Source organism: Flavobacterium sp. 123 (assembly GCF_003634825.1).
GTDB lineage: Bacteria > Bacteroidota > Bacteroidia > Flavobacteriales > Flavobacteriaceae > Flavobacterium.
Genome location: NZ_RBXD01000001.1, coordinates 1359619 through 1382735 on the forward strand (window position 1 = coordinate 1359619; position 23117 = coordinate 1382735).

A 23117-nucleotide genomic window follows, 5' to 3' on the forward strand; every position below is an offset into this window, starting at 1 on the left:
TTTAATGATTTGCAAGCGACTTATGGAGTTATGGCTTTAGAAAAAATACAATGAAGACAGGCGTTCGTTATTTATTTTCATAAATCTGTACGTCATCTACTTGAAAAGCGCCGTCTAGAGCTAAATTTTTGCCGGATCCAGTATATTTGAAAGCAATGTTGATTTGGCCTTTATACGAAGATAAATCGATACTCCCGGAGCCTATAAACTGATGCCAAGGAGTGGCTTGTTTGGGAAAATTTGCGGTAAGCGGAACCCAAGTTGCTTTAGTTACATTTAGTCCGTCAAAATCAGTTGAAATATATACTTGTAAGGAATTTAAAGGGGAATCTATATCTAAGTTATGTTGCGCAGTTCTGAAAGTTAGGACTTCATTCGTGTGTTCATCCATATCTATTTTTGGAGAAATTAACCAAGCAATATTAGACTTGACTTTTGTGCCGCTGATATTAAATTCAGCATATCCATTTCCAGAATAAACGATGCCTTTCCAAAAAAGAGAACCACTTTGTACAATATTTGACCAACCCGGAATATTTAAATTTGTTTTGTCAACAACTGATTCAAAATCTTCAGAAAAGAAAGGCTTGGTTTTACTTCCTGACATTACAACATCTTTTTCAGAGCGAACTAACAACTGATAATCGGTGCCATATTTAGTCAAGATGCCTCTCACTTTTCCATTTCCGTTAGGGACTAAATTTTTTGCAAAATCAGAAAAACTGCTGGTTCTGAAGATAACTTGATTGCCAGATTTATCAATTAAATTCCAATTTGTAGCGCCTCCTACATCATTAGTTTCTTCATAGTAATGCCTGCCATTAGCAGCTTCCATAAACTGAACTTCGGATAATTCTACCAAAGTATTTAAATTTGAATCATTGAGTAAATCTGCAATTGAAATAGGGGTAACTAAAAGATCTTCACTAATTGTTGTACAAGAAGCATTTAATACTTTTTTGTAGTCATTTTGCGAAAGCCTCCCTACTGAGCCTTCATTGTATGCGTTTACATAAATACTACCTATTCGCAAACTACCATATGAAATATCAGTGTATTGGTCTTTAAGTTTGATATAGACTTTGTTGCCAATTCTGTAATCAATATATAAATTACTAGCATCAACAGGAACGCTAAAACCAATAGCAGGAGTTGTGCTTGTTGCCAAAGTTTGAAAAGAAATTGTTTTGAAAAAATTCCCAGATTCATCGCTAGAAACTACATAAGCTTCTATAATGTCATCAAATGAATAGTGTGAAACTATAGCATTTGCGTTTGTTTTCACTTCCAAAACTGTTCTATTGGTTGTTAAATCAGGTTGGGTACAACTTAGTTTTGGAACCGATAATTCCTCTTTTACACAACTATTAAAAAAGAGTGCAATCGTGAATAAAAACATTGATTTATAAGGGCTAGTTTCCATAAATAAGTTTTTTAAATTTATAAATTGATATAAAGATTGACAAAATAGGTTCTTCCGTATCCATAAAAATATTTGTTTCCAAAAGAAGGTGTGCCACTCAAAACATCTTGATTTAGTTGTCTGAAATTGGCATTTCGAGCTTGTTCATAACCGCCAGTTTTATAGTTAGCGTCCAACAAATTAGTAACGCTCACAAAAACCCCGACGTTTTTACCATAGATTCTCCATGATTTTCCACAACTGAGATTTAGGAGTGAAATAGGATCAATTTTTTCTTGTTTTAATAAAACAGCAGCACGTTCTTCTGTTGCTTCTGGAAACGAAAAACTACTTGCTGGGTTTTTATAAAAGTTCGTTGTTCTTGAAATAGGAGAAACATCAATGTAACTATCTGCTAGATAATTAATATTGGCAGCAATCCACCAATATTTTGGATCACGGTATTCAAATCCAAGGCTATAGGCCTGTTGAGGCATTCCCGCTTGTTTGTAGTTTTTTAAATGAGCCTCTCCAAAGTCAAAAACAGGATTGCTGTTTTCTAAGGAAGCAGCCGCATCATTTATGATAGAAACGTTTGGATTACTATCGATAGTAAATTTTCCAAAGGCAGAAGATAAAGTCGTTTTTAAAGTAGAATTGATTTGGTACTCAAAACTAAATTCGGCGCCATAATTTTTCTTGTTTAAATGGGTTAATGTTTGGCTTACAAAAGCATCTGTATTTGAATAACCGGCTCCATCATCAAAAATCCCTTCGGCATAGAAAAAAGAAGTTTGAGTAGCATTTTTTATCAATGTGTAATAAGCCGTAATTCTGGCTTTTAGTTTTGGAGATCTATAGATGTAACTAGCATCAAGACTGCTGATGTTTTCGCTTTCTAGTCCGTCAACAATGACATTGTTTAATCTTGAATTGGTAAAAGTATTTTTCAGCGCAGGAGCTTTGGTCAAATGCGCACCATTTAAAATAAAGAGTTTTTTACCGGATAGTTTAAAAGTAATTCCGCCTTTAAAACCAAAATTTTCGAATTCAATTTTCTTGCTTTCGCCAAAGGAATTGGTTTCATAAATTCCGTTTTTGTATAATCCTTTTCTCTGATAGGTTGTGTTAGAAAAGTATTGTGCCAAATAAAAATCAACGGTATTGTATGAGAATTTAAATTGAATAAAAGCATCCAGATTTTGCGCCAAATACTTATAATTATACCCGTAAATGTCTCCAACTACAACTTGCCGGTTGGGATGATTCAAATCAGATTGCGCTTGATTTCCTTTGTAAAAAACATCAATATCATCAAAATACAATCCGCCTAATAAGTCGGAAAGTTTTTGGTAATTATGGGATAGTAATTTCTTAAAAGAGGCACCGGCTGTCAAAGTTGTATTTTCGGTCAGTTGCGTATTCAAAGTTGTGGTTGCGGCTACTGTTTTATCATCCACCCGATCATCATATAAAACATATTTACTTTTAGCTGGTTCGTAGCCAGTAATAGTTCCATTTGAATCCGAAATTTCTTTTTGATTAGCAAGGCAAATGGCATCCCAATTGATTTGCGGATTGGCTAAAAACTGTTCTTCGCTTTTTGTAGCATTATCATAATCAGGAATAAATGCCCCTGAATATTCCCCGCTGTCCTTCCCGTAAAGAGAACTGTAATAACTAGGCATTTTCCTGTAATAGGTTGGATCTGGGCTGTTAGCATGTTGGTAATCTAAGTTGCTATTGGCTATTTTTCCAAATTGATATAGTACACTAGAATTTAGATTGGTTTGGTCATTTATTTTGAAATAATGATTCAACATCAAAATGGGTTCTACAATGGTTTTTGTTCTGGAATTTCTCTTTTGTCCATCCTGAAAACCCCAATAGGAATTGTATTTTTCAGAAGTCAATTGAGTTACTTCGGCTGTATTGGGTGAATTTTTTCCACGGGAGTTTGGAGTATAAAATCCAGTAAAGTTTAACGAATGTTTGTTGCTTAATTTTTTTTCTACACTTATAAAAAAGGAATTTGCATCATAATTAGTTCCTTCGAAATAGCCTTCTTGTGCGAAACGTTTACCGCCTGAAACGGCGATTGCCCAGCCACTTTTATTCATGCCAGAAGCATAAGTTCCCATCATTCGGTAGCTGTAATTAGTATTTGTTCCTGAAAATGAAATTCGGGAGCCCGCTCTATATGTTGAGGCTCTAGTATTGATTTCTTGTGTCCCTAAAATACCTCCAAAAGCATAATCAGAAACTGCGGTTCCAATTGAAAATTCTTGATTTCTAAGCACATCGTTTAGTCCGCCCCAATCTCCCCATTGCGGTCTTCCATCATAAATTTTATTCATCGTTACGCCGTTAATCATCATTGTGGAATGTTCGCTGTCTAATCCGCGTATTCTGAAGCGTGCCTGTCCCCAATTGAAAGCAGCTGCTTGTTGGAACGCATCTTTTGAGGATTGTAAAAGGCCAGAAGTGGTTTCAGAACCGCTGTTGTCATCACTCAAATCGCTATCATATAAAGCTATCAAACCAGACTGCTGTTCAGAATTCTGATCTTCTTCTAATGGGATTATTCCTAAATTTAGACTTTGGCCAGAAACAATCTGTATCGGAATTAGTTTGTCTCTGTACCCTTGATTATGAATGAGAATTAATTGTGCGCTTTGCTTCGTGGTTTCAAAACTAAATTTACCCTCAGATGAGGTTATTTGAGTTTCGTTAGTATTTTGGATACTTACCACAACAAATTGTAACGGTTTCTGTGATTTGGAATCAATAATTGTCCCAGTTAAACTAGCAACGTCTTGTGAAAAAACTAGTATGGTTTGTGTCAAAAATAAAAGCAACACTATTTTATTTTTCATAAGACAAGTTTTAGAGATGGAACAATCAATATCATTCAAGGATTTTAAATCTTCGAAATGCGGAAATGCTCAAAAAATAAAATTTGTTTTTGGAAATAAAGTATCATGAATCAATCTCAAATCAGTGGTGTTTTTGAGAATTGATAAATCGTTGTTTGATTTAGAGTATAAAAGTAATTAAAAATTATAAGAATTTACTTTCAAAGTAAAAATAATTTTAAATCATATAAATTAAAAAACCCGTCATCTTATAAAGTTGACGGGTTTGTATAATAAATAAATCAAAAACTATTCTTGAATAGCGGTGATTTTAGAAACCATTATTGCAATAAGAAATCCAAAAATCCCGATGAATGCAAATGAAAATCGTAGGCTAGAAATTTCGGCAATATAACCAATTATAGGCGGCCCCATTAAAAAACCAAAAAAACTTACGCTCGAAACTGCTGTTAAAGCTTCGCCTGTTGGAATTTCTGGATGCTTTCCAGCAATGCTATAAAGAGTTGGAATGATAGTTGAAACACCTAATCCTACAAACATAAAAGCAATAGTTGATGGAATTATATAAGGGAAAAATACCGCAGTAAACAAACCTGTCGAAATCATACAACCACTGATTTGCATTACTTTTTTACGTCCAAATTTATGGGTTAAACCATCTCCTAGAAAACGCCCTCCAGCCATCATAATCATAAATGAAGTATATCCTAAAATCACTAATGGTCCAGGTGCTTTTATGACATCTTTAAAATAAACGCCACTCCAGTCAAACATAACGCCCTCACTTGCCATACAACAAAAACCAATTATCCCTAACCAAATTAAGGTTGTATCCCTTTTTTTGGCACCTTTTTTCTTTTCTAGTTGTGCTTTTTCTTTTGCCTTAATCAAAAACTTTAAATTAAGCACGACTAATACAACTACAATCGCAGCAACAATCAAAAAATGAACATATGGAGTTAATTTTAAGGCTAACATTCCTAATCCTACCAAAGCTCCAGTAAATCCTGCTAAACTCCACATTCCGTGAAACGAGGACATAATCGTTCTTTTAAAAAGACCTTCGGTATAAACGCCTTGCGTGTTTACAGATATGTTAGATAGATTTCCAAATATTCCAAATACAAATAAACCAAGCGCTAGTTGCCAAGAGTTTTGGGCTAATCCTAAATTAGTCAAACTAAAAGCATACATTATAATTGAAAAAAGGAGAATACGGTGACTTCCAAAACGAGTGACTAGTTTTCCTGAAAAGGGCATCATGATTAACTGTCCTAAAGGAACTGCAAAAAGGATGGTTCCAAGGCTTCCTTCACTAAGATCTAAACTGGTTTTAATATCGGGAATTCGGCTGGCCCATGTTGCAAAACATAAACCCATTCCAAAATAAAACATTGAAACTGCCCATCGTAAGCGGGTCAAATAAGAAGCCTTAACGTCTTGATACGTTTTTTTGTATTTTCCTTTAGCTTTAAATCTGCCTAAAAAGTTCAAATCTATCAAATGAATTGTATTTAAAATTTTAACATAGCAAAAGTACAAAAAGCATCTATTCATCACTTATAAACAGTGCTTTGAGCTAAAAATACATCGTTATTGTTTGTGAAAACGATGTATTTTCTTTCGATTTCATTGGTAATAAATTATAGATTTATCACTGTTTTTTGTTCGCTACTTTGTTGAGCCGCTTCAATAATTTGCATGACATGAACACCTTCCTGAGCTGTCACGGGTTCTGTTTTATTATGAATAATAGATTGATAAACCCCGTCAAAAAAGTCATAATAATTTCCTTGAAGAGTAGGTAAGTTGGCTTTATAAATGTCGTTATTAATTTCGGTATGAAGCAGTCCTTGATGGATTTCAGATTCAGTTCCCCACGAATCTAAATTTGGTTTTTTCCCTAATTTCAAATCATCTTCTTGCACATCACCACGTGGCTTAAGAAAAGAACCTTTTTCGCCATGAACAATAAAAGAAGGAATAGGCTCTCTAACAAAAAATCCCGCTTTCAATCGCACTCTAAAATCAGTATAATAAAGCAAAATATCAATATAATCATCTACTAAAGAATGTGCTCTGGTAATACGAATGTCAGCAAAAACTGCTTTTGGGAAACCAAATAAAAACAGGGCTTGATCAATAAGATGAGGTCCTAAATCTTTCAAAATTCCTGCTCCAGAACTAGCTACTTCTTTGTGTTGCTTTGGACTTAAATTCGGATTGTAACGATCAAAATGAAATTCGGCTTCTATAATTTTACCAAGAAGGTTGTCAGTTACTACTTTTTTTACGGTTTTAAAATCGCTATCCCATCTTCGGTTTTGAAAAACAGCTAGTTTTAAACCTTTTTCCGCAGCTAACTTTGCCAATTCTTGTGCTTGAGCTACTGTTGTGGTGAATGCTTTTTCAACAAGAGTATGTTTTCCGGCCAGCAAGGCTTTTTTTGCATATTCATAATGTGTTTCCACAGGAGTATTAACGACTACCAAATCAATATCGTCTTCAAGTAAATCCTCAATTGAAGCGTAACTTTTAACGGAAGGATAATCCGCTTGTATTAATTTTTTGCTTCTTTCCCAAGAACCTTTTAGTTCAAAACCAGGATGAAAGTTTAAAAAAGGGGCGTGAAATACTTTTCCTGACATTCCGTAGGATAGAAGTGCTGTTTTTATTTGTTGCATTTTTATTTATTTTTATATCTAAATCTAATTTAAACATTAAAACTTAAGTGACCTTATATGTTTCAAAAGGCTAATCATATTAAGGCATATAAGAATTGTCTAATTACTTAATTTGTAAAAAAATGTGTGATTTGTGTTTGTTTCAATTATATTTTTGCTCTTTCATATTGTTTTGGCCACGAAATAGTTGCGCTAAGTTCTTTGGCAAAATTCAAGGCTAAATTTGGATTTCTCAAGGATTCTCTGGCAAATAAAACTAAATCTGCTTTGCCGCTGCTGATGATTTCTTCTGCTTGAATAGCTTCGGTGATTAAACCTACTGCACCAGTTAAAATTCCAGTTTCTTTTTTGATTTTTTCTGCAAAAGGAACTTGGTAATTTGGCCCTAATGAAATTTGTTGATGCGAAACTAATCCGCCCGAAGAAACATCTATTAAATCAACTCCTTTTTCTTTTAGAATTTTTGAAAGTTGAACGGATTCATCAATATTCCAGCCACCATCCGCCCAATCTGTTGCTGATATTCTTACAAATAAAGGAAGATTTTTTGGCCATTCTGATTGTACGGCTTCTAGGACTTCTAACAGCAAACGAATTCGGTTTTCAAAAGGTCCGCCATATTCATCCGTTCTGAAATTAGATAATGGAGAAAGAAATTGGTGAAGCAAATAACCATGTGCTGCATGAATTTCTAAGACCTGAAAACCTGCCTTAAGCGCTCTTTTGGTAGCTGATTTGAAATCGGAAATCACTTTTTGAATGCCCGTTTTGTCTAAAGCTACAGGTTTTTTTTCATCCGAATGATACGCAATAGCACTTGGCGCAACGGTTTCCCAGCCACCTTGATTTTCGTCTAATTTTTTATTTCCAATCCAAGGAGCTGAAACGCTAGCTTTTCGACCGGCATGCGCCAATTGAATTCCGGGAATTGAATTTTGACTAATAATAAATTGGTTTATAGTTAGTAATTTTTCAATTTGGTTATCATTCCAAAGACCCAAATCTTCTGGCGAAATTCGCCCTTCGGGAGCAACAGCTGTAGCTTCTTGAATGATTAATCCTGCGCCGCCACTTGCACGACTACCAAGATGAACTAAATGCCAATCATTAGCAAAACCATCTTTGGCAGAATATTGGCACATTGGAGATATGGTGATTCTGTTTTTTAGGACAATGCTTTTTATTGGTAAGGAAGAAAATAATTGTGAAGACATAAAATAGGTTTTTAGTAATCGGATTGGAATAAACAGTAAAGTTACAAGACGCAATCTAAAATGAAAATTAAATTGAAGAATTATTAACAAACATTTATTATCATACAAAATGCTAAACCTTTGCAACTAAAATAGAAAACCTTACTTTTGTCGATCAAATTAAGAACCAAAACAAAAAAATGGATATTGTTATCAAGCTTTCACAATTTTTATTGAGTTTATCATTACTGATTATTCTTCATGAGTTAGGACATTTCATTCCTGCTAAATTATTCAAAACTAGAGTTGAAAAATTCTATTTGTTTTTTGATGTAAAATATTCTCTTCTAAAAAAGAAAATTGGCGAAACTGAATACGGTATCGGTTGGTTGCCACTTGGTGGTTACGTGAAAATTTCCGGAATGATTGATGAAAGCATGGACAAGGAACAAATGGCATTGCCTCCACAACCTTGGGAATTTCGTTCTAAACCAGCTTGGCAACGTTTGATTATTATGTTAGGTGGGGTTACGGTGAATTTTATTTTGGCATTTATTATTTATATCGGAATGGCTTTTGCTTATGGCGATATGTTTATTGCTAATGTTGATTTGAAAGATGGACTTTTGATTGATAATCCAGCGATGCAAAAAGCAGGTTTTCAAACAGGAGATAAAATTATTTCTATTGATGGCGAAAAAGTAATCAAGTTTGATAATGATATGAACATGAAAATCATCATGGCTAAGCAAGTCTTGATTGAAAGAAATGGGGTAGAACAAGCTGTAAAAATGCCTGTTGATTTTGTAGATCAATTATCTAAACTTGAAAAAGGACCTTTGGTTTCTATTAGAATGCCGTTTGTGATTGGCACCATTCCAGAAGAATCTCTAAATAAAGCATTACAGCCAAAAGATATTATCGTTGCTTTAAATGGGCAAAAAACTAAATATTTTGACGAAGCTAAAACTATTTTAGCCAATAGTAAAAACAAAACGATTTCAGCAACGGTTTTAAGAGATCAAAAAGAAATTCAAGTTCCTGTTGTGGTGAATAAAGAAGGGAAGTTAGTTGTTCAACAAGGAGGATACAGTATAGAATCTTTAGAAAAACTAGGGTATTATAAAGTTAGCAAACAAGAATTTGGGTTTTTTGAATCCATTCCTGTAGGAATAGAAAAGGGGAAAGACCAATTAGTAGGATATGGAAAGCAATTAAAAATGATTTTCAATCCTGAGACTAAAGCCTATAAACAAGTAGGTGGTTTTGCAGCAATTTTTAATATTTTTCCTAATACTTGGAGCTGGGAAGTTTTCTGGAATATCACGGCTTTATTGTCAATTATGCTTGGTGTAATGAACTTATTGCCAATTCCTGCTCTTGATGGAGGTCATGTAATGTTTTTATTATATGAAATTATCAGTGGTAAGAAACCAAGTGATAAATTCCTAGAGAATGCACAAATGGTTGGTTTCGTATTACTTATCACGCTCTTATTATTTGCAAACGGAAATGATATTTATAAGGCAATTGTTGGGAAGTAAATTTTTTTGAAATTTTACTAAAAATTATTTGCGAAAAACAAATTAAGCCCTATATTTGCACCGCTTTAAAAGTGAAATACACTTTCCTCCTTAGCTCAGTTGGTTAGAGCATCTGACTGTTAATCAGAGGGTCCTTGGTTCGAGCCCAAGAGGGGGAGCAAACAACTAAAAAGGTTTCAAGATTTATTTCTTGAAACCTTTTTTATTTAGCAAAATTTAAGCAAGGTTATATTTCTTCTTTATAACTTTGAAAAATATATCAATTAACATATTTCGTTTATTAAGTCACAGCTCAAAGAAAATTAAGACTTTTTAATTAAAAATTATTTTTTATAATGAAAAAAACAATATTGCTTATTTTATTAATTAGTTTGGTTTCTTGTTCAAGTGAAAATAATCCTATCGACCCAACAAGTCCTACTAATCCAACAAGCCCTACTAGCCCAACAAATCCTATTCAAGTTATTAAAAAACCTGCAGTAATAAATATAACTGACAAAAACTTAACGGCAAAAGGCGTTACAAGTAAGACTACCGCTATAAGAAAAAGGTTAGTGAAAACAATAACATATACATCTTCAACAGTATTTGACAAAAAGTATCAAACTAAGTTAAGCGAAGCGGAATACCTTGCATTACCATCAGATAATTTATATGATCCAACCGAGGAATCACTAAATGTAAATACTAAAATATATGATGAAAGAACTTACACCTATAATTCAAGTAACAACCTTGAAAAAATCACAATAAACAACATTGCATATCCCGATTATAATGGCACTCTTGCTTATTCTCCTATTGTTTTTGAATATTTTGAATCAGGGGCAAAAGTTCAAATAACGAAATATCAAGATAAAGGAGCTGTTTTACGCTATGAGTATAATAGTATTGGGCAAATAATTAACGCAAAAGATTTAGACGGAACGCTCCGATATACATTTGAATACGATGAAAATAATAATGTTATTAGCAAATATTTATATATGAGTTCAGGAGTTTCGGGAGTCAAACCTCAGATGCACTATACTTATGTTTATTATCCGAATAGCACTTATGTTAAAAATTGGATTGAAGTTAATCCAGATGGAACCGAAAATAAAACTTCATCAGTAACGTATAATTATGATAAAAATATTGCTGGTGTATATAACAATGAACCAGTATATAAAGTTTTGATGGATAATGAACAAGGGTTATCTTATCTACATATTACTTCCAATACTGCTGGATGGAAACCTAAATACTTTTACGATTCAGACGGTTATTTAATTAAATACGACAGTGCAGGACAAAGTAATGCAAATGAAGTAACACTATTTATTTACGAAAATTATTGATTTCAGGTATAAATATGGGGACTTGCTTAAGTCGAAAATGATACGAGTAAGAGATTAAATTTTTTTGTTTTCAATTCTTAAATTAGTATTTAAAAAATTTCAAGCTTTTTTTATATGGATATTTTTAAAAGAATGTTAGCCGGTGGAATTATTCCAAATGATGATCCTGAAATGGGGAATGTTTGGGAGATTGTTTCGCAAACAATTGAATGGTCAGCACAGTTGAACACATCAACAAGTATTCATCAAATACGCGAGGTTTTGTCAAAAATTATTGGAAAACAAATCAGTGAAAACACAACTGTTTTTGTTCCATTTTACACCAATTTTGGAAGACACATTCAGCTAGGTAAAAATGTTTTTATAAACCACGGATGTTCTTTTTTGGACTTGGGAGGCATTACAATTGAAGATGATGTGTTAATTGGTCCTAAAGTAAATTTAATTACAGAAAATCACCCAATAGACCCTAGAAAGAGAAAAAATCTTGACTTAAAATCTATCGTTATAAAAAAGAATGTTTGGATTGGAGCTAATGCAACTATTTTGCCAGGCGTAACTATTGGTGAAAATTCTATAGTGGCAGCAGGAGCGGTTGTAAATAAGGATGTTCCAAGTAATGTAATTGTTGGGGGAGTACCTGCTAAAATAATCAAGTCAATATAAGCTCAAAAGAAATTTTATTATTGCCTATAATTACTTCTTACCCCATAAAAAAACCTTTACAGCAATGTAGAGGTTTTTTTATGGGCTTCTACGAAAACTTATTGGTAATGATTACTACTTGAATTTTTAATAATTTTTTTTGCCATTGCGTACAATTGACACAATAATTATATATTTGCATTTCTTTCAAAAAAATAACATTTAAATTTCACTTAATGAATAAAACTTTACTTATTATTATTTCATTTCTTTTTAGTTCCCTCGCTCATGCTCAATATGCCAATTTTGAAGCAAGTACCGGTGGATTCTCGTTTATTCCCGCTTTTACCTCAAACAGTCCTCATTTAATAATTAATGCAGGAACAAATGAAAGTAAACGACTTTCGTTTCACACATTATCAACGGTTCGATTAAGTAATTTCACTCCTAGAGGAGTTGTTCTTATTTCACGATACAAATTAATTGACAAAAAACTAAAAGTAAATATTGGAGTGCATTTACCAGCAATCCAAATTAATGATGATGATCATGTAGATACTTTCTTTGCACAAGAATTAATTGCAAGTTATGAATTGTCAAAAAAAGTTTCGGTTGGTGCTTTTTATTTGCATGGCAAAGGAAAAAACAACGATTTTGAAGCTAATTTTCTTTCTTTTAATACAAATGTTGTTCAGGGCAATTTTAGTTTCTTATCTCAGTTGTATGGTCTTGATATGGATGAAACCTATGGAGTTTCTGAAACCATTACGTATAAAATAAATAAGAATATTGATGTTAGAGGATTTGCTAATAAAACAATTTCTGACGGGAAATTCAACTGGACATTGGGTGCTAGATACAATTTATAAATAAAAAGCATTACCAAAAGTAAAAAGCCTTTACAGCATTGTTGAGGCTTTTGTTTTCAAATAAATATACTACATTAATTAGTAAGAATAGCTTCTTATTTCTCAACTGCTACTCTGTTAGTTTCAACTGAATTATTATTTATATTTGTTTGATTTTTGCAATTTTAAAAAAATAAAGATCAATTAGATATGGCAGAAAATAAACAAAACCCAACTGCTTCAAGCATAATTTCGAACGATTCTTTAGGACAGTTTAATGTCTTTCGACTAGAGCCTTTTCTTAAGCAAAATAACAAACCAACAGCTTTTCGAACAAGAGATTATTTTAAAATTACTTTGGTTAAAGGAAGTGGTGTTTTTCATTATGCTGACAAAAGTGTGGCTATTGATAAACAAGCCATTACTTTTTCTAATCCACAAATTCCCTATTGTTGGGAACAACGAGATAAAATAATAAATGGGTTTTTCTGTATTTTTACAGCTGATTTTTTCAATCAATTTGGTAGTATCAATCAATATGAAATTTTTAAAGCAAATGGGAAACATATTTTTGAATTAACTCCAGATAATTTTGATGTTGCTTCCTCCATCTATGAAAAAATGTTTGATGAAATAGAGAATGACTATGTTTACAAATATGATGTTTTGCGAAACATGGTTTTTGAACTTATTCATTTGGCTATGAAATTAGAGCCTTCTAAAAACTTTGAAAATATTAAAATGGATTCTTCTAGTCGAATTTCTTCCTTGTTTTTAGAACTTTTAGAACGCCAATTTCCAATAGATGAAAGGAATCAAAAAATAAACTTGCGTTTTGCATCTGAGTTTGCAAATCAATTATCCATTCATGTCAATCATTTGAATAGAGCGGTTAAAGCAACAATGCAAAAAACAACAACGCAACTAATTTCACAACGATTAATTCAAGAGGCTAAATCGTTATTGAAAAACAGTAATTGGAACGTCTCTGAAATAGCGTATTCATTAGGTTTTGAAGAAACGCCCAACTTTAATGATTTTTTCAAGAAGAATGTGGGACAAACTCCCCTTAAATATAGAAATGTTTGATTTTTGCATTTTTTAGTTTGCATTTCACTTTTCTTATAACATCCTTTTTTTTGGGAATACCATAAAAAAGAATGTGGAATAGATAAAACTATTTACAACCATAAAATTATGGAATTAAGGCGGCATGAAAACACTTAAAATTGCTTCAGAATTGTCATTGTAATACTTCGGTTTTTACCTTATTTACAAGCCTTATGATGTAGTTGGTTCGTGTAAAGAAACAAGAAGGTTTGATGTTTTAATCGTTCCAGTTTTCTACTTAATCATTTCCGAAACAATTTTTTTAGCTTCATTTGAATTGCCCCAGCTTGCAATTTCATATAGCACAGGCATCAAACTTTTCCCGGAATTAGATAATGTATATTCTACTCTTTGAGAGCTTTCTGTAAACGCTGTTCTTTCAATTAATCCAAGCGCTTCTAACTCTTTTAATTCATTAGAGAGTACCTTGTTAGAAATGGCAGGCATTAATTGGTTTAGTTTTCCAAAACGCAAAGAACTATCACCAATACAATTCAATATTATTGGTTTCCATTTTCCACCAAAAATAGACATTGCTCTAGTTACTGGGCAATCATGAGGGTTTTCTATATATCTCATATAATTTGTGGTAACCTACGGGTTACTGGTATTTAATTTGTTGGTTACAAATATACACTAATGGTTGTAAATTTGTAAAAAATTATAAAACCAATAATTATGAAAAAGATTGTATTACTTCTGACATTAATTTTATCTGTGGGTAATTTGACCGCACAAACAGCAACAGATGATATCGTTAAAGACTGGGAAAGAGCTAAAGCATATACTAAAGAATATTTGGATGCCATGCCTGAAAGTGGATATGCATTTAAACCAACAAAAGAAATGCGTTCTTTTTCGGGTCAAGTTTTACACTTAAGTGATGCAATATATGGTTTTGTAGGTTCAGCTACGGATGAAAAACCGCCTGTAAGTTTTGGAGATTTAGAAAAATCTGGTGACGAAAACAAAGCGAGTGTTACTAGTAAAGTAATGGCTGCTTATGATTTTGCCATCAATGCCATTAAAAAATATCCTAATAGTAAACTTGGAGAACGCATTAAACTTTTTGGTCAATTTGACCTAAGCAGAGAGCAGGTTTTAAACAAGTGTTTTGAACATCAAACCCATCATAGAGCGCAAACAACGGTTTATTTGAGATTAGTGGGCGCTACACCTTCAACCGAAAAATTGTTTTAATAGTTATGAAAACCAATAAAACAATTTGGCTAGTAATCGTTTTACTAGCTTGCCTAAATGTATTTTCTCAAACAAATAATAGTAATAAAGAAACTATTACGAGCTTATTTGTAAACCCAAATTTAGGAAAAGATGATGCTGAAGGAACTAAAGAGAAACCTCTTAAATCATTACCTGAAGCAGCAAAGCGTGTAAACAAAATGGTTGGTAGTGGTTCAATCGTGTTGTGCTTATCAGCAGGAACTTATGGATTATCAGAAACCGCCTCTTTTAATCCAGTTGAATGGGAATTTTCTAAAAAGGATCGTTTGATTATTCGTGCTGAAATTTTGCCTGATAGCACTATTTGGAATCCAAGTAAAATGCCAATTATTGTTTCAACAATGCCTTTTACTTTAGAAACAAATGAAAAAAAGGAGGTGACTGGAGGTTCTAATTATGGCATTCTAATTGAAACAAGCCATGTAACAATTCAAGGGTTGCGTATATTAGGGGAGCCTGTTCATGAAAAGCCGTCCGAAGGAGTATTAGTTCGAAATTATCCTATTGTATGGGATGGCAAGAATTTAAGTGATTTGCGAATAACACAATGTTTATTTTTAGGAAATAAATTTGCTTTACCGAATCACTTAGGAATTTTAGCAAGTGGTAAAGAACTCGAGGTTGATCATTGTGTTTTTTATGGTGTTAAAGATGCTGTTGTTATGTGGAATACACTGGCAGATCAATGTACAATGCACCATAATTTAATTTTAAATAGTTATGGAGCCGTCGTATGGACTTGGTCTACAATGGAGGATTTTAAATTTTATAATAATGTAATTAGTGGTGCCAATGTATTGTGGGTTCTAGAAAAAGAAGCTAAAAATGCCTATACGATTCAAAATTCTATGTTAGTCGGATATAATCAATTAGTGAATAAAGGTGGTGGTCCACAAGATTTTGGAATCCCAGCCGACCCAAAGAAGCTGAAGTATAATTCGGATTTTAAGATTAAAAAAGTCGGAAGTTTATCTGTTGAAGAAGAGCAAACCAGTCGTTATTACTTACAATTGAAGCCTGGAACATTAGGAACTTCTTACGGATCAGGATTATTTTATAAAGTAAATTAGAGAATATGAAAAAATTAATAGTAGCAATTTTAGTATATGTGATTTTCTGCTCAAGTGTGTTTGCTCAAAAACCATTGCGCCATTTCATGCAAAATAAGGACATAGCAACACAGAAAATCGCCTATGGAAATAATCCACAAGCAGGACATTATGTGCAAGCAAAGGACGCGAAAATTTATTATGAAGTGTACGGCAAAGGGCAACCCGTTGTAGTGTTACATGGTGGATTGTTTGGATCAACTATTGAAATGGGAAGAATAATAGACAGTCTTTCCGTTAACTTTCAGGTGATAGCAATTTCTACTCGTGGACATGGAAAATCTGAAATAGGTACTGAACCAGTAACATTGGAACAAAGAGCAAGTGATGTCTTGACAGTAATCAATGAAGTAACTAAAGAAAAAGTGATGCTTCTTGGGTTTAGTGATGGAGGTTATACGGCATATAAATTTGGCTCGATGTATCCTGAAAAAGTAAAGAAAATGATTGTAATAGGGGCGGGGGTTTTGTATCCAAGGTTGAGAGATTTTAATATTAACTTCAATCAAGCAATGGAATTGGATGCTGATTATTGGGCACAACAGCGAGCCTTAATGCCTGAGCCAAATCGATTAAAAGAGGTGTTTCAGCAGATAGCAACTTGCTATGGACAGCTGACCGTTGGAGCTGAATTATTAGGCGCTATCCAATGTCCTGTTTTAGTAATGGCCGGCGATCGAGATGAGAGCAATTCGGTTCAAAACGTACTAAATGCAGCATTGTTAATTCCCAATCATCAGTTAGCGATTATTCCTAATGCTGGTCATCCTGCTTTCATTATTAATTTTAATGTAACTTGGGCTGGTATAGCTCCTTTTATAAATGAAAAGTAAACCTATTTATATGCAAAAAGTACTTTTATTGAGTTTCTTTATTTTTCAAATCACGGGGTTATTTGCTCAAAAATTTACATGGGAGGATAAGGAACTTGAAGCCGTAAATACAAAAGTAGAAATCGTTAATATGGATGGAGTCCAAGTCTTAAAAGTAGAGAGAGACTTAATTGCTTCTCCTTTTGACGAGAAAAATATTGAAGCTTCAGTTGATGGTGCTACGTACGTAAAATTGACAAACACTACTATTGAGAACGGAACGATTGAAGTCAAAGTATTAAGTCGAATAATGGAAAATTCTCCTTTTCCTGCTGCCCGGGGATTTATCGGTCTAGCGTATCGGGTAGATCAAGAGAACAAGAATTTTCAAGCAATTTACCTTCGTCCAAGTAACGGAAGGGCTGAGGATCAACTTAGACGCAATCATACAGTTCAATATTTTTCCTATCCAGGTAATACGTTTAGTCGACTCCGAAGAGAAGCAAATGGTTTGTATGAAACGTATGCTGATATTGGCTTAAACGAGTGGATTACGATGCGCATAGAATTTGAAGACGAAAAGGCTACTTTATACATTAACAATCAAAAAGCACCATCATTTTTAGTTCAAAAAATGCTTGGAAATTCTAAAAAAGGAAGTATTGCACTTTGGGTTGAAATAGGGACGATAGGTTATTTTAAAGATTTTAAAGTCCTTAAAAAACAATAGTTGCTGTTTGCTATTCTTCAAATTCTGTTGGTATTGTTTCTGGTTAAGAATAAAAAATACTCTTTTTATCTTTTTTAGTATTAAATTTCGATATTTACATATTAAAATAAATGAATAGATGAAACGAAGAAGATTTATTACAGCATCTGCTTTATTTGGATTTGCAGGTTTAAGTTTTGGTATGAATTCAAAGAAAAAATATTTATTGCATCATGTATTTTTTTGGTTGAAAAACCCAGATTCTGAAGTTGATAAACAAGAATTGATTTCGGGTTTAAAAACTTTAGGAGCAATTCCTGTGATTCGTCAGATTCATTTGGGGACTTTGGCTTCTACAGAAAAGCGTGAAGTAGTGGATACTTCTTGGCAAGTTTCGGAACTGTTATATTTTGATAATGAAGTTGATCAAAAAACATATCAAAATCATCCGATTCATCTGGAGTTTGTAAAAAACTATTCTCATTTATGGGAAAAAGTTCGTGTTTATGATGCTGTAGATATTTAAATTTTAGAGATATATTATAAAAATATAAAGCCTTCTTTTTAGAAGTCTTTTATTGTGAGTTAAATCCGTTTTCTTAATTTCAGAAAGAGTTCGGAGAATTTATTTAATGCATAAATTCATGAAGTTGTTATGGCTTAAAAACTAAATTATAAAATGGCTATCTTTAAAGTTAATATTTTTAGTTTAAAAAGAAACAATTTATGGATTATAAATCAAAAATTTCGAACAGCATCAGTTGGGTATTTGGCGGAATATTTTCTGCAATTGGTGTCGTAAATGTATTTTGGGGGAATGATCCTGAATTTGGTGTTTTTATATTTTTAATTTCTTTAATTTATTATCGCCCAACAACTATTCTTCTCAAACGATTTATAGGTTATTCCATCCCAAGATTTATTAAAATAGGGTTAGGGATATTTATACTTTGGGCTAGTTTAGGAGTTGGTGAATTATTTGATAAAATAGATTTGATGGTACAGTCTTTCTAGTTTTTAAATAAAAAGCAGTTTCGATTGAATTATTCTAAAATTTAGAAATATTTGATTTTTGTAATTGTCTGTTTGATTTTTGTTTTTAAATCATCAAATTCTTGTCGATTTTTGTCTTTATTTGTAAAACTAAGTATGCCAAAATGAGTAAGAATAAAGAACAGAAAAAATCACATCTAATACTTATATTAGGATTACTAACTGCCATTGGTCCATTATCTATTGATATGTACTTGCCGGCTTTTCCTGATATAGCGAGAGGGTTGCATACTTCTGTTTCTTCTGTGATGTTGTCTTTGTCGTCGTTTTTTATAGGAATATCTGTAGGGCAACTTATCTATGGGCCATTATTAGAACGTTTTGGACGAAAAAAACCTTTGTATTTTGGCTTACTACTTTATGCTTTGTCATCAGCAGCATGTGCAACTGCAGTAACTGTAGATACATTAATTATTTTTAGACTTTTTCAGGCGTTAGGTGGTTGTGTGGGAATGGTTGCGGCGCGAGCAATGGTTCGGGATTTGTTTGACGTAAAAGATAATGCCAAAGTGTTTTCTACTTTGATGTTAGTGGTTGCGATTTCACCAATTATTGCGCCAACATTAGGGGGGTATATCACTTCATTATTTGGTTGGAGATACATTTTCGGGGTGCTTATCGTAGTTATATTTTTTATAATTGCTGGAATTTACTTCTTATTGCCTGAAAGCAGAAAGCCAGATGCTAGTTTTTCTTTAAAGCCTAGCTCAATTATAAAAAGTTACGCTTCTATTATTAAGAACCCACAATTTGGAGTTTATACTTTTACAGGAGCAGTTGCTTATTCCGGTTTATACGCTTACATAAGTGGTTCGCCTTATGTTTTTATGATATTATTTAAAGTAAGTGAAAATTATTATTCCTGGATATTTGCCATTATTGCTGCAGGATTGATTGGTTCAAGTCAGTTCAATAATTTTATGTTGCGAAGGTTTTCATCTGAAAACATTATCAAGATAGTTTTATACATCCAAAATGGAGTAGGTATTGTTTTGGCTGCAACATCCATATTTGGGTTAAATAATTTATATGTTACGGTAATTCTGATATTTATGTTTTTATGTTGCCAAGGATTTATATTTCCTAATGCATCGGCACTTTCGATGGCTCCATTTAGTCAGAATGCTGGTAGTGCCTCGGCGCTTATGGGTTTTATTCAAATGAGTATTGGAGCTGTTATGTCAGCTATGGTGAGCCTTTTGCAAAATGAAACTTCTTTACCCATGACGGGTATAATGGCAGCTTGTTCCATTTCAGCGTCCATATTATTTTCTTTTGGTAGAAAAATAATTGTGAAAAAAGCAAGTAGAACTTTGGTAGAGGAAGAAGATATCGAAATGATTAACACGCTTTAATTCATTATGTCTTAATTTCCACTTCAAATTTTTGAGTTGTCGATAAAGTGACTATATTGTTCCACTTTATAATTCTAGCATGTATAATAATTAGACAAAAGCAAATAAAAACATATGAATACCACACTTTCAGCATCAAAACCACATTACCCTATTTTAGACGGATTACGCGGTGTAGCAGCCTTAATGGTTGTTGCCTTTCATATTTTTGAAGCACATGCTACAAGTCACTTGGATCAAGTTATAAATCACGGATATCTTGCGGTAGATTTTTTCTTTTTACTATCAGGTTTTGTTATAGGTTATGCTTATGATGATCGATGGGAGAAAATGAACGTTGGAGATTTTTTTAAACGTCGATTAATCCGACTTCAACCTATGGTAATTATAGGAATGATTATAGGAGGTTTGTGTTTTTATTTTCAAGACTCTGTTTTGTGGCCTACTATTCATGAAGTTCCTATATGGAAAATGTTACTTGTTATGGTTATTGGATTCACCTTAATTCCAGTTCCTACATCAATGGATATCCGTGGTTGGGCAGAGATGCATCCGCTTAATGGTCCTGGTTGGTCTTTGTTTTATGAATATATTGCTAATATTTTGTATGCGCTTTTTGTTAGAAAATTTTCAAAAAAAGCACTTTCTATACTCGTTTTTCTTTCGGGTTTAGCGCTAATCCATCTTGCATTAACAAGTCCTAACGGAGATCTTATTGGAGGTTGGTCACTTGATCCAGAACAATTGCATATTGGTTTTGCACGTGTAATGTATCCGTTTTTTGCAGGAGTTTTACTTTTTCGTATGGGGAAACTAATTCAAGTGAAGAATGCTTTTTTACTTTGCAGTTTGTTAATTATTGTAGTTTTTTCAATGCCAAGAATTGGTGGAAGCGAGCATTTATGGATGAATGGTATTTATGATTCAGTAACAGTTATCTTGTTTTTTCCTTTAATAGTCTTTTTAGCAGCGAGTGGAGAAATTAAAGGCACAATGGCAATGCGTGTATGTAAGTTCTTTGGAGATATTTCGTATCCAATATATATTACTCATTTCCCAATAATATACATCTATACAGGCTGGGTTGCTGATAAAAAAATTCCATTTAGTGAGGCATTCCCAATAAGTGTTTTAGCCTACGTTTCTTGTATTGTTCTTGCTTATGCTTGCTTGAAATTATACGATGAGCCAGTAAGACTTTGGTTAAACAAAAAAGTATCTAAAAGGGCATAATTGTTTGTTTGAAAAATTAAATTTTAGTCTTTTTTTAAATAATAGAATTGTAAAAAAAACAACTACACTGCTCTTTTTTAGTCTGGTCTTTATGGTTTCATATTAGAATTAAAAAGGTTTAATTGTTTGAAAAACATAATTTTTGCTTTGAAATTTGTTATTTAGGCTTTGAAAAAAGCAATTATTTTGCTCCTTGTTAATTTTAAATAAATAATGTATGAAAAATGTGTGTCAGAATCTGTCTTTGAAAATAGTTGTTTTATTTCTGTTTTTAAATTCATTCGTATTCACATATGCCCAAACAGCAGATAGTCCGAAAACTGAATATCATTTTTCAGGAAATATAAGCGCTACTAATAACGGTATTTCTGTTATCCCCACATTTTCATTAGGTAAGCCGGCAGCAATATTTAATATGTCTATTGGTAACCAAAAGTTAAGTTTTGAACCTGAATTTAAAGCCTCTTTAGAAGGGAAGCCATGGTCTTTGGTTTTGTGGTGGCGTTATAAATTTTTGAATGATGATAAATTTAAATTTAATATTGGAGCTCACCCTGCTATTTCTTTCAAGACAGTTACAGCTGATGTTGGTGGTGTTCAAAGAGATATTATAAAGGGGAATAGATATCTTGCAGGTGAATTATCTTTTAGCTATTTCTTATCAAAAAACACTAGTATTGGTTCTTATTATTTATATTCACATGGGATTGAATATGGTACAACAAGAAACACACATTTTCTAACACTAAACAGTAGTTTTTCTAACATTAATTTGTCTGATGAATTCGCACTACGATTTTCTCCTCAGATTTACTACTTAAAAATGGATACCAAAGACGGAGTTTTCTTTTCTTCTACATTGACTTTAACCAAAAAAAAATCACCGATTTCAGTTTCTGCCTTGGTTAATAAAATTATTAAGACTGATATCAATACTAAAAACTTTGTTTGGAACGCAACGATAGCCTATTCCTTTAATAATAAATTCGTTAAAAAATAAATTTAGTATCTTTATAAGATGGATAAGGTTGAAACAATAGAAGCGTTTTACAAGAAAAAATTCGATTGGATGCCGGAAAATTTTAAAAATGAAATTGGGCATTTCAATGTTTTTAATCTAGAACCTTTTTTTGGTGAAAAACCACAACCAGTTCCGTATAAAAGACGTGATTTTTTTAAAATCATGTTGGTGAAAGGCAATAGCAATGTTCACTTTGCAGACAAGATCGTGGAAATTAAAAGCCAAGCATTGTCTTTTTCTAATCCAAAGATTCCTTATAAATGGGAGCATCTTGATAATACGAGAGCGGGTTCTTTTTGCATCTTTAATCAACATTTCTTTCATCAATACGGAAATCTAGATCAATATTCGGTTTTTCAACCTAAGGGCAATCCTATTTTTGAGTTGACGGATGAACAAGTAGAAAAAGTCGAAGCGATTTATAAGCGTATGTTTGACGAAATCAATTCAGAGTATATTTATAAATACGATGTGTTGCGAAATCTTGTTTTTGAATTGCTGCATTTTGCCATGAAAATGGAGCCAACTGCAACTATTGAAAACCAACAATTGAATGCTTCCCAAAGAATCACAACCCTGTTTCTGGAAATTTTAGAGCGTCAATTCCCTATTGATGATGCACATCAAAGAATATCGCTTCGGACAGCTTCAGATTTTGCAAACCAGTTAAATGTACATGTCAATCATTTGAATAGGGCCGTAAAAGAAATTGCTCGAAAAACCACCTCGCAAATTATTGCAGAACGAGTTTTGCAAGAATCAAAAGTTTTATTGAAGCACAGCAATTGGACCGTTTCAGAAATTGCCTATTCCTTAGGGTTTAGTGAAGTGACCTATTTTAATAATTTCTTCAAAAAGCATTTGTTGCTAAGTCCTTTAAAATATAGAAAACTCTAATTCTATAAAATAAAATGCCCCAAAAAGCAGATGCTATTTGGGGC

At 32.8% G+C, this 23117-nt stretch carries 21 protein-coding genes and 1 tRNA gene; 16 read left to right on the forward strand and 6 right to left on the reverse strand.

Going from position 1 to position 23117, the window contains the following annotated elements; translation table 11 throughout:
* Positions 1-67: 67 nt before the first annotated feature.
* The 5 genes from C8C88_RS06095 to C8C88_RS06115 all read right to left on the reverse strand — a co-directional run bounded on the left by C8C88_RS06095 (position 68) and on the right by C8C88_RS06115 (position 8176).
* On the reverse strand, positions 68-1423 hold the full coding sequence (locus tag C8C88_RS06095; RefSeq protein WP_121337259.1) for a DUF5689 domain-containing protein: 1356 nt from the start codon (positions 1421-1423) through the stop codon (positions 68-70).
* A 17-nt stretch (positions 1424-1440) separates the two neighbouring features.
* A complete protein-coding gene (locus C8C88_RS06100; RefSeq protein ID WP_121337260.1) occupies positions 1441-4278 on the reverse strand; it encodes a carboxypeptidase-like regulatory domain-containing protein in 2838 nt (945 codons plus the stop codon).
* Positions 4279-4566: 288 nt separating this feature from the next.
* Positions 4567-5781, reverse strand: coding sequence for an MFS transporter (locus C8C88_RS06105; protein WP_121338587.1), 1215 nt, complete (start codon positions 5779-5781; stop codon positions 4567-4569).
* 140 nt (positions 5782-5921) lie between these two features.
* Entirely contained in the window at positions 5922-6962 is a 1041-nt protein-coding gene (locus C8C88_RS06110) for a Gfo/Idh/MocA family oxidoreductase (protein ID WP_121337261.1), read from the reverse strand.
* Between the two features lie 146 nt (positions 6963-7108).
* Positions 7109-8176, reverse strand: a complete 1068-nt coding sequence (locus C8C88_RS06115) for an NADH:flavin oxidoreductase/NADH oxidase (RefSeq protein WP_121337262.1) — start codon at positions 8174-8176, stop codon at positions 7109-7111.
* A 179-nt stretch (positions 8177-8355) separates the two neighbouring features.
* Between C8C88_RS06115 and rseP the strand changes: the two genes are divergently transcribed.
* The 6 genes from rseP to C8C88_RS06145 all read left to right on the forward strand — a co-directional run bounded on the left by rseP (position 8356) and on the right by C8C88_RS06145 (position 13621).
* The gene (gene rseP / locus C8C88_RS06120; RefSeq protein ID WP_121337263.1) at positions 8356-9699 is read left to right on the forward strand and encodes an RIP metalloprotease RseP; all 1344 of its coding nucleotides are present in this window, start codon (positions 8356-8358) and stop codon (positions 9697-9699) included.
* A gap of 84 nt (positions 9700-9783) precedes the next feature.
* A tRNA-Asn gene (locus C8C88_RS06125) sits at positions 9784-9857 on the forward strand.
* A 177-nt stretch (positions 9858-10034) separates the two neighbouring features.
* The gene (locus C8C88_RS06130; protein WP_121337264.1) at positions 10035-11039 is read left to right on the forward strand and encodes a hypothetical protein; all 1005 of its coding nucleotides are present in this window, start codon (positions 10035-10037) and stop codon (positions 11037-11039) included.
* A 114-nt stretch (positions 11040-11153) separates the two neighbouring features.
* Positions 11154-11705 carry a sugar O-acetyltransferase gene (locus C8C88_RS06135; RefSeq protein ID WP_121337265.1) on the forward strand — a complete coding sequence of 184 codons (552 nt, stop codon included), beginning with the start codon at positions 11154-11156 and terminating at the stop codon, positions 11703-11705.
* Positions 11706-11920: 215 nt separating this feature from the next.
* Positions 11921-12553: a hypothetical protein gene (locus C8C88_RS06140; RefSeq protein ID WP_121337266.1), complete on the forward strand. Its 633-nt coding sequence runs from the start codon at positions 11921-11923 to the stop codon at positions 12551-12553.
* A gap of 189 nt (positions 12554-12742) precedes the next feature.
* Positions 12743-13621 carry an AraC family transcriptional regulator gene (locus C8C88_RS06145; RefSeq protein WP_121337267.1) on the forward strand — a complete coding sequence of 293 codons (879 nt, stop codon included), beginning with the start codon at positions 12743-12745 and terminating at the stop codon, positions 13619-13621.
* Positions 13622-13876: 255 nt separating this feature from the next.
* On the opposite strand, the gene C8C88_RS06150 is transcribed toward C8C88_RS06145, so the two are convergent.
* Positions 13877-14221 carry a helix-turn-helix domain-containing protein gene (locus C8C88_RS06150; protein ID WP_121337268.1) on the reverse strand — a complete coding sequence of 115 codons (345 nt, stop codon included), beginning with the start codon at positions 14219-14221 and terminating at the stop codon, positions 13877-13879.
* A 99-nt stretch (positions 14222-14320) separates the two neighbouring features.
* Here C8C88_RS06150 and C8C88_RS06155 point away from each other — a divergent pair, with 99 nt between their 5' ends.
* The 10 genes from C8C88_RS06155 (at position 14321) to C8C88_RS06200 (ending at position 23073) form a co-directional block, all read left to right on the forward strand.
* Positions 14321-14842, forward strand: a complete 522-nt coding sequence (locus tag C8C88_RS06155) for a DinB family protein (protein WP_121337269.1) — start codon at positions 14321-14323, stop codon at positions 14840-14842.
* Positions 14843-14847: 5 nt separating this feature from the next.
* Positions 14848-15954: a hypothetical protein gene (locus tag C8C88_RS06160; protein WP_121337270.1), complete on the forward strand. Its 1107-nt coding sequence runs from the start codon at positions 14848-14850 to the stop codon at positions 15952-15954.
* 86 nt (positions 15955-16040) lie between these two features.
* Complete coding sequence (locus C8C88_RS06165) at positions 16041-16826, forward strand: alpha/beta fold hydrolase (protein WP_199711397.1); 786 nt, start codon at positions 16041-16043, stop codon at positions 16824-16826.
* 10 nt (positions 16827-16836) lie between these two features.
* Positions 16837-17535 carry a hypothetical protein gene (locus C8C88_RS06170; RefSeq protein ID WP_147403441.1) on the forward strand — a complete coding sequence of 233 codons (699 nt, stop codon included), beginning with the start codon at positions 16837-16839 and terminating at the stop codon, positions 17533-17535.
* A 118-nt stretch (positions 17536-17653) separates the two neighbouring features.
* On the forward strand, positions 17654-18040 hold the full coding sequence (locus tag C8C88_RS06175; RefSeq protein ID WP_121337273.1) for a Dabb family protein: 387 nt from the start codon (positions 17654-17656) through the stop codon (positions 18038-18040).
* Positions 18041-18240: 200 nt separating this feature from the next.
* Positions 18241-18528, forward strand: coding sequence for a hypothetical protein (locus C8C88_RS06180; RefSeq protein WP_121337274.1), 288 nt, complete (start codon positions 18241-18243; stop codon positions 18526-18528).
* 101 nt (positions 18529-18629) lie between these two features.
* Entirely contained in the window at positions 18630-19922 is a 1293-nt protein-coding gene (locus C8C88_RS06185) for a multidrug effflux MFS transporter (protein ID WP_255415851.1), read from the forward strand.
* A 114-nt stretch (positions 19923-20036) separates the two neighbouring features.
* The gene (locus C8C88_RS06190) at positions 20037-21155 is read left to right on the forward strand and encodes an acyltransferase (RefSeq protein WP_121337276.1); all 1119 of its coding nucleotides are present in this window, start codon (positions 20037-20039) and stop codon (positions 21153-21155) included.
* A gap of 217 nt (positions 21156-21372) precedes the next feature.
* Positions 21373-22155 (forward strand): hypothetical protein, encoded by a 783-nt coding sequence (locus C8C88_RS06195; protein WP_121337277.1) that lies wholly within the window; start codon positions 21373-21375, stop codon positions 22153-22155.
* A gap of 18 nt (positions 22156-22173) precedes the next feature.
* The gene (locus C8C88_RS06200) at positions 22174-23073 is read left to right on the forward strand and encodes an AraC family transcriptional regulator (RefSeq protein ID WP_121337278.1); all 900 of its coding nucleotides are present in this window, start codon (positions 22174-22176) and stop codon (positions 23071-23073) included.
* Positions 23074-23117 lie beyond the last annotated feature (44 nt).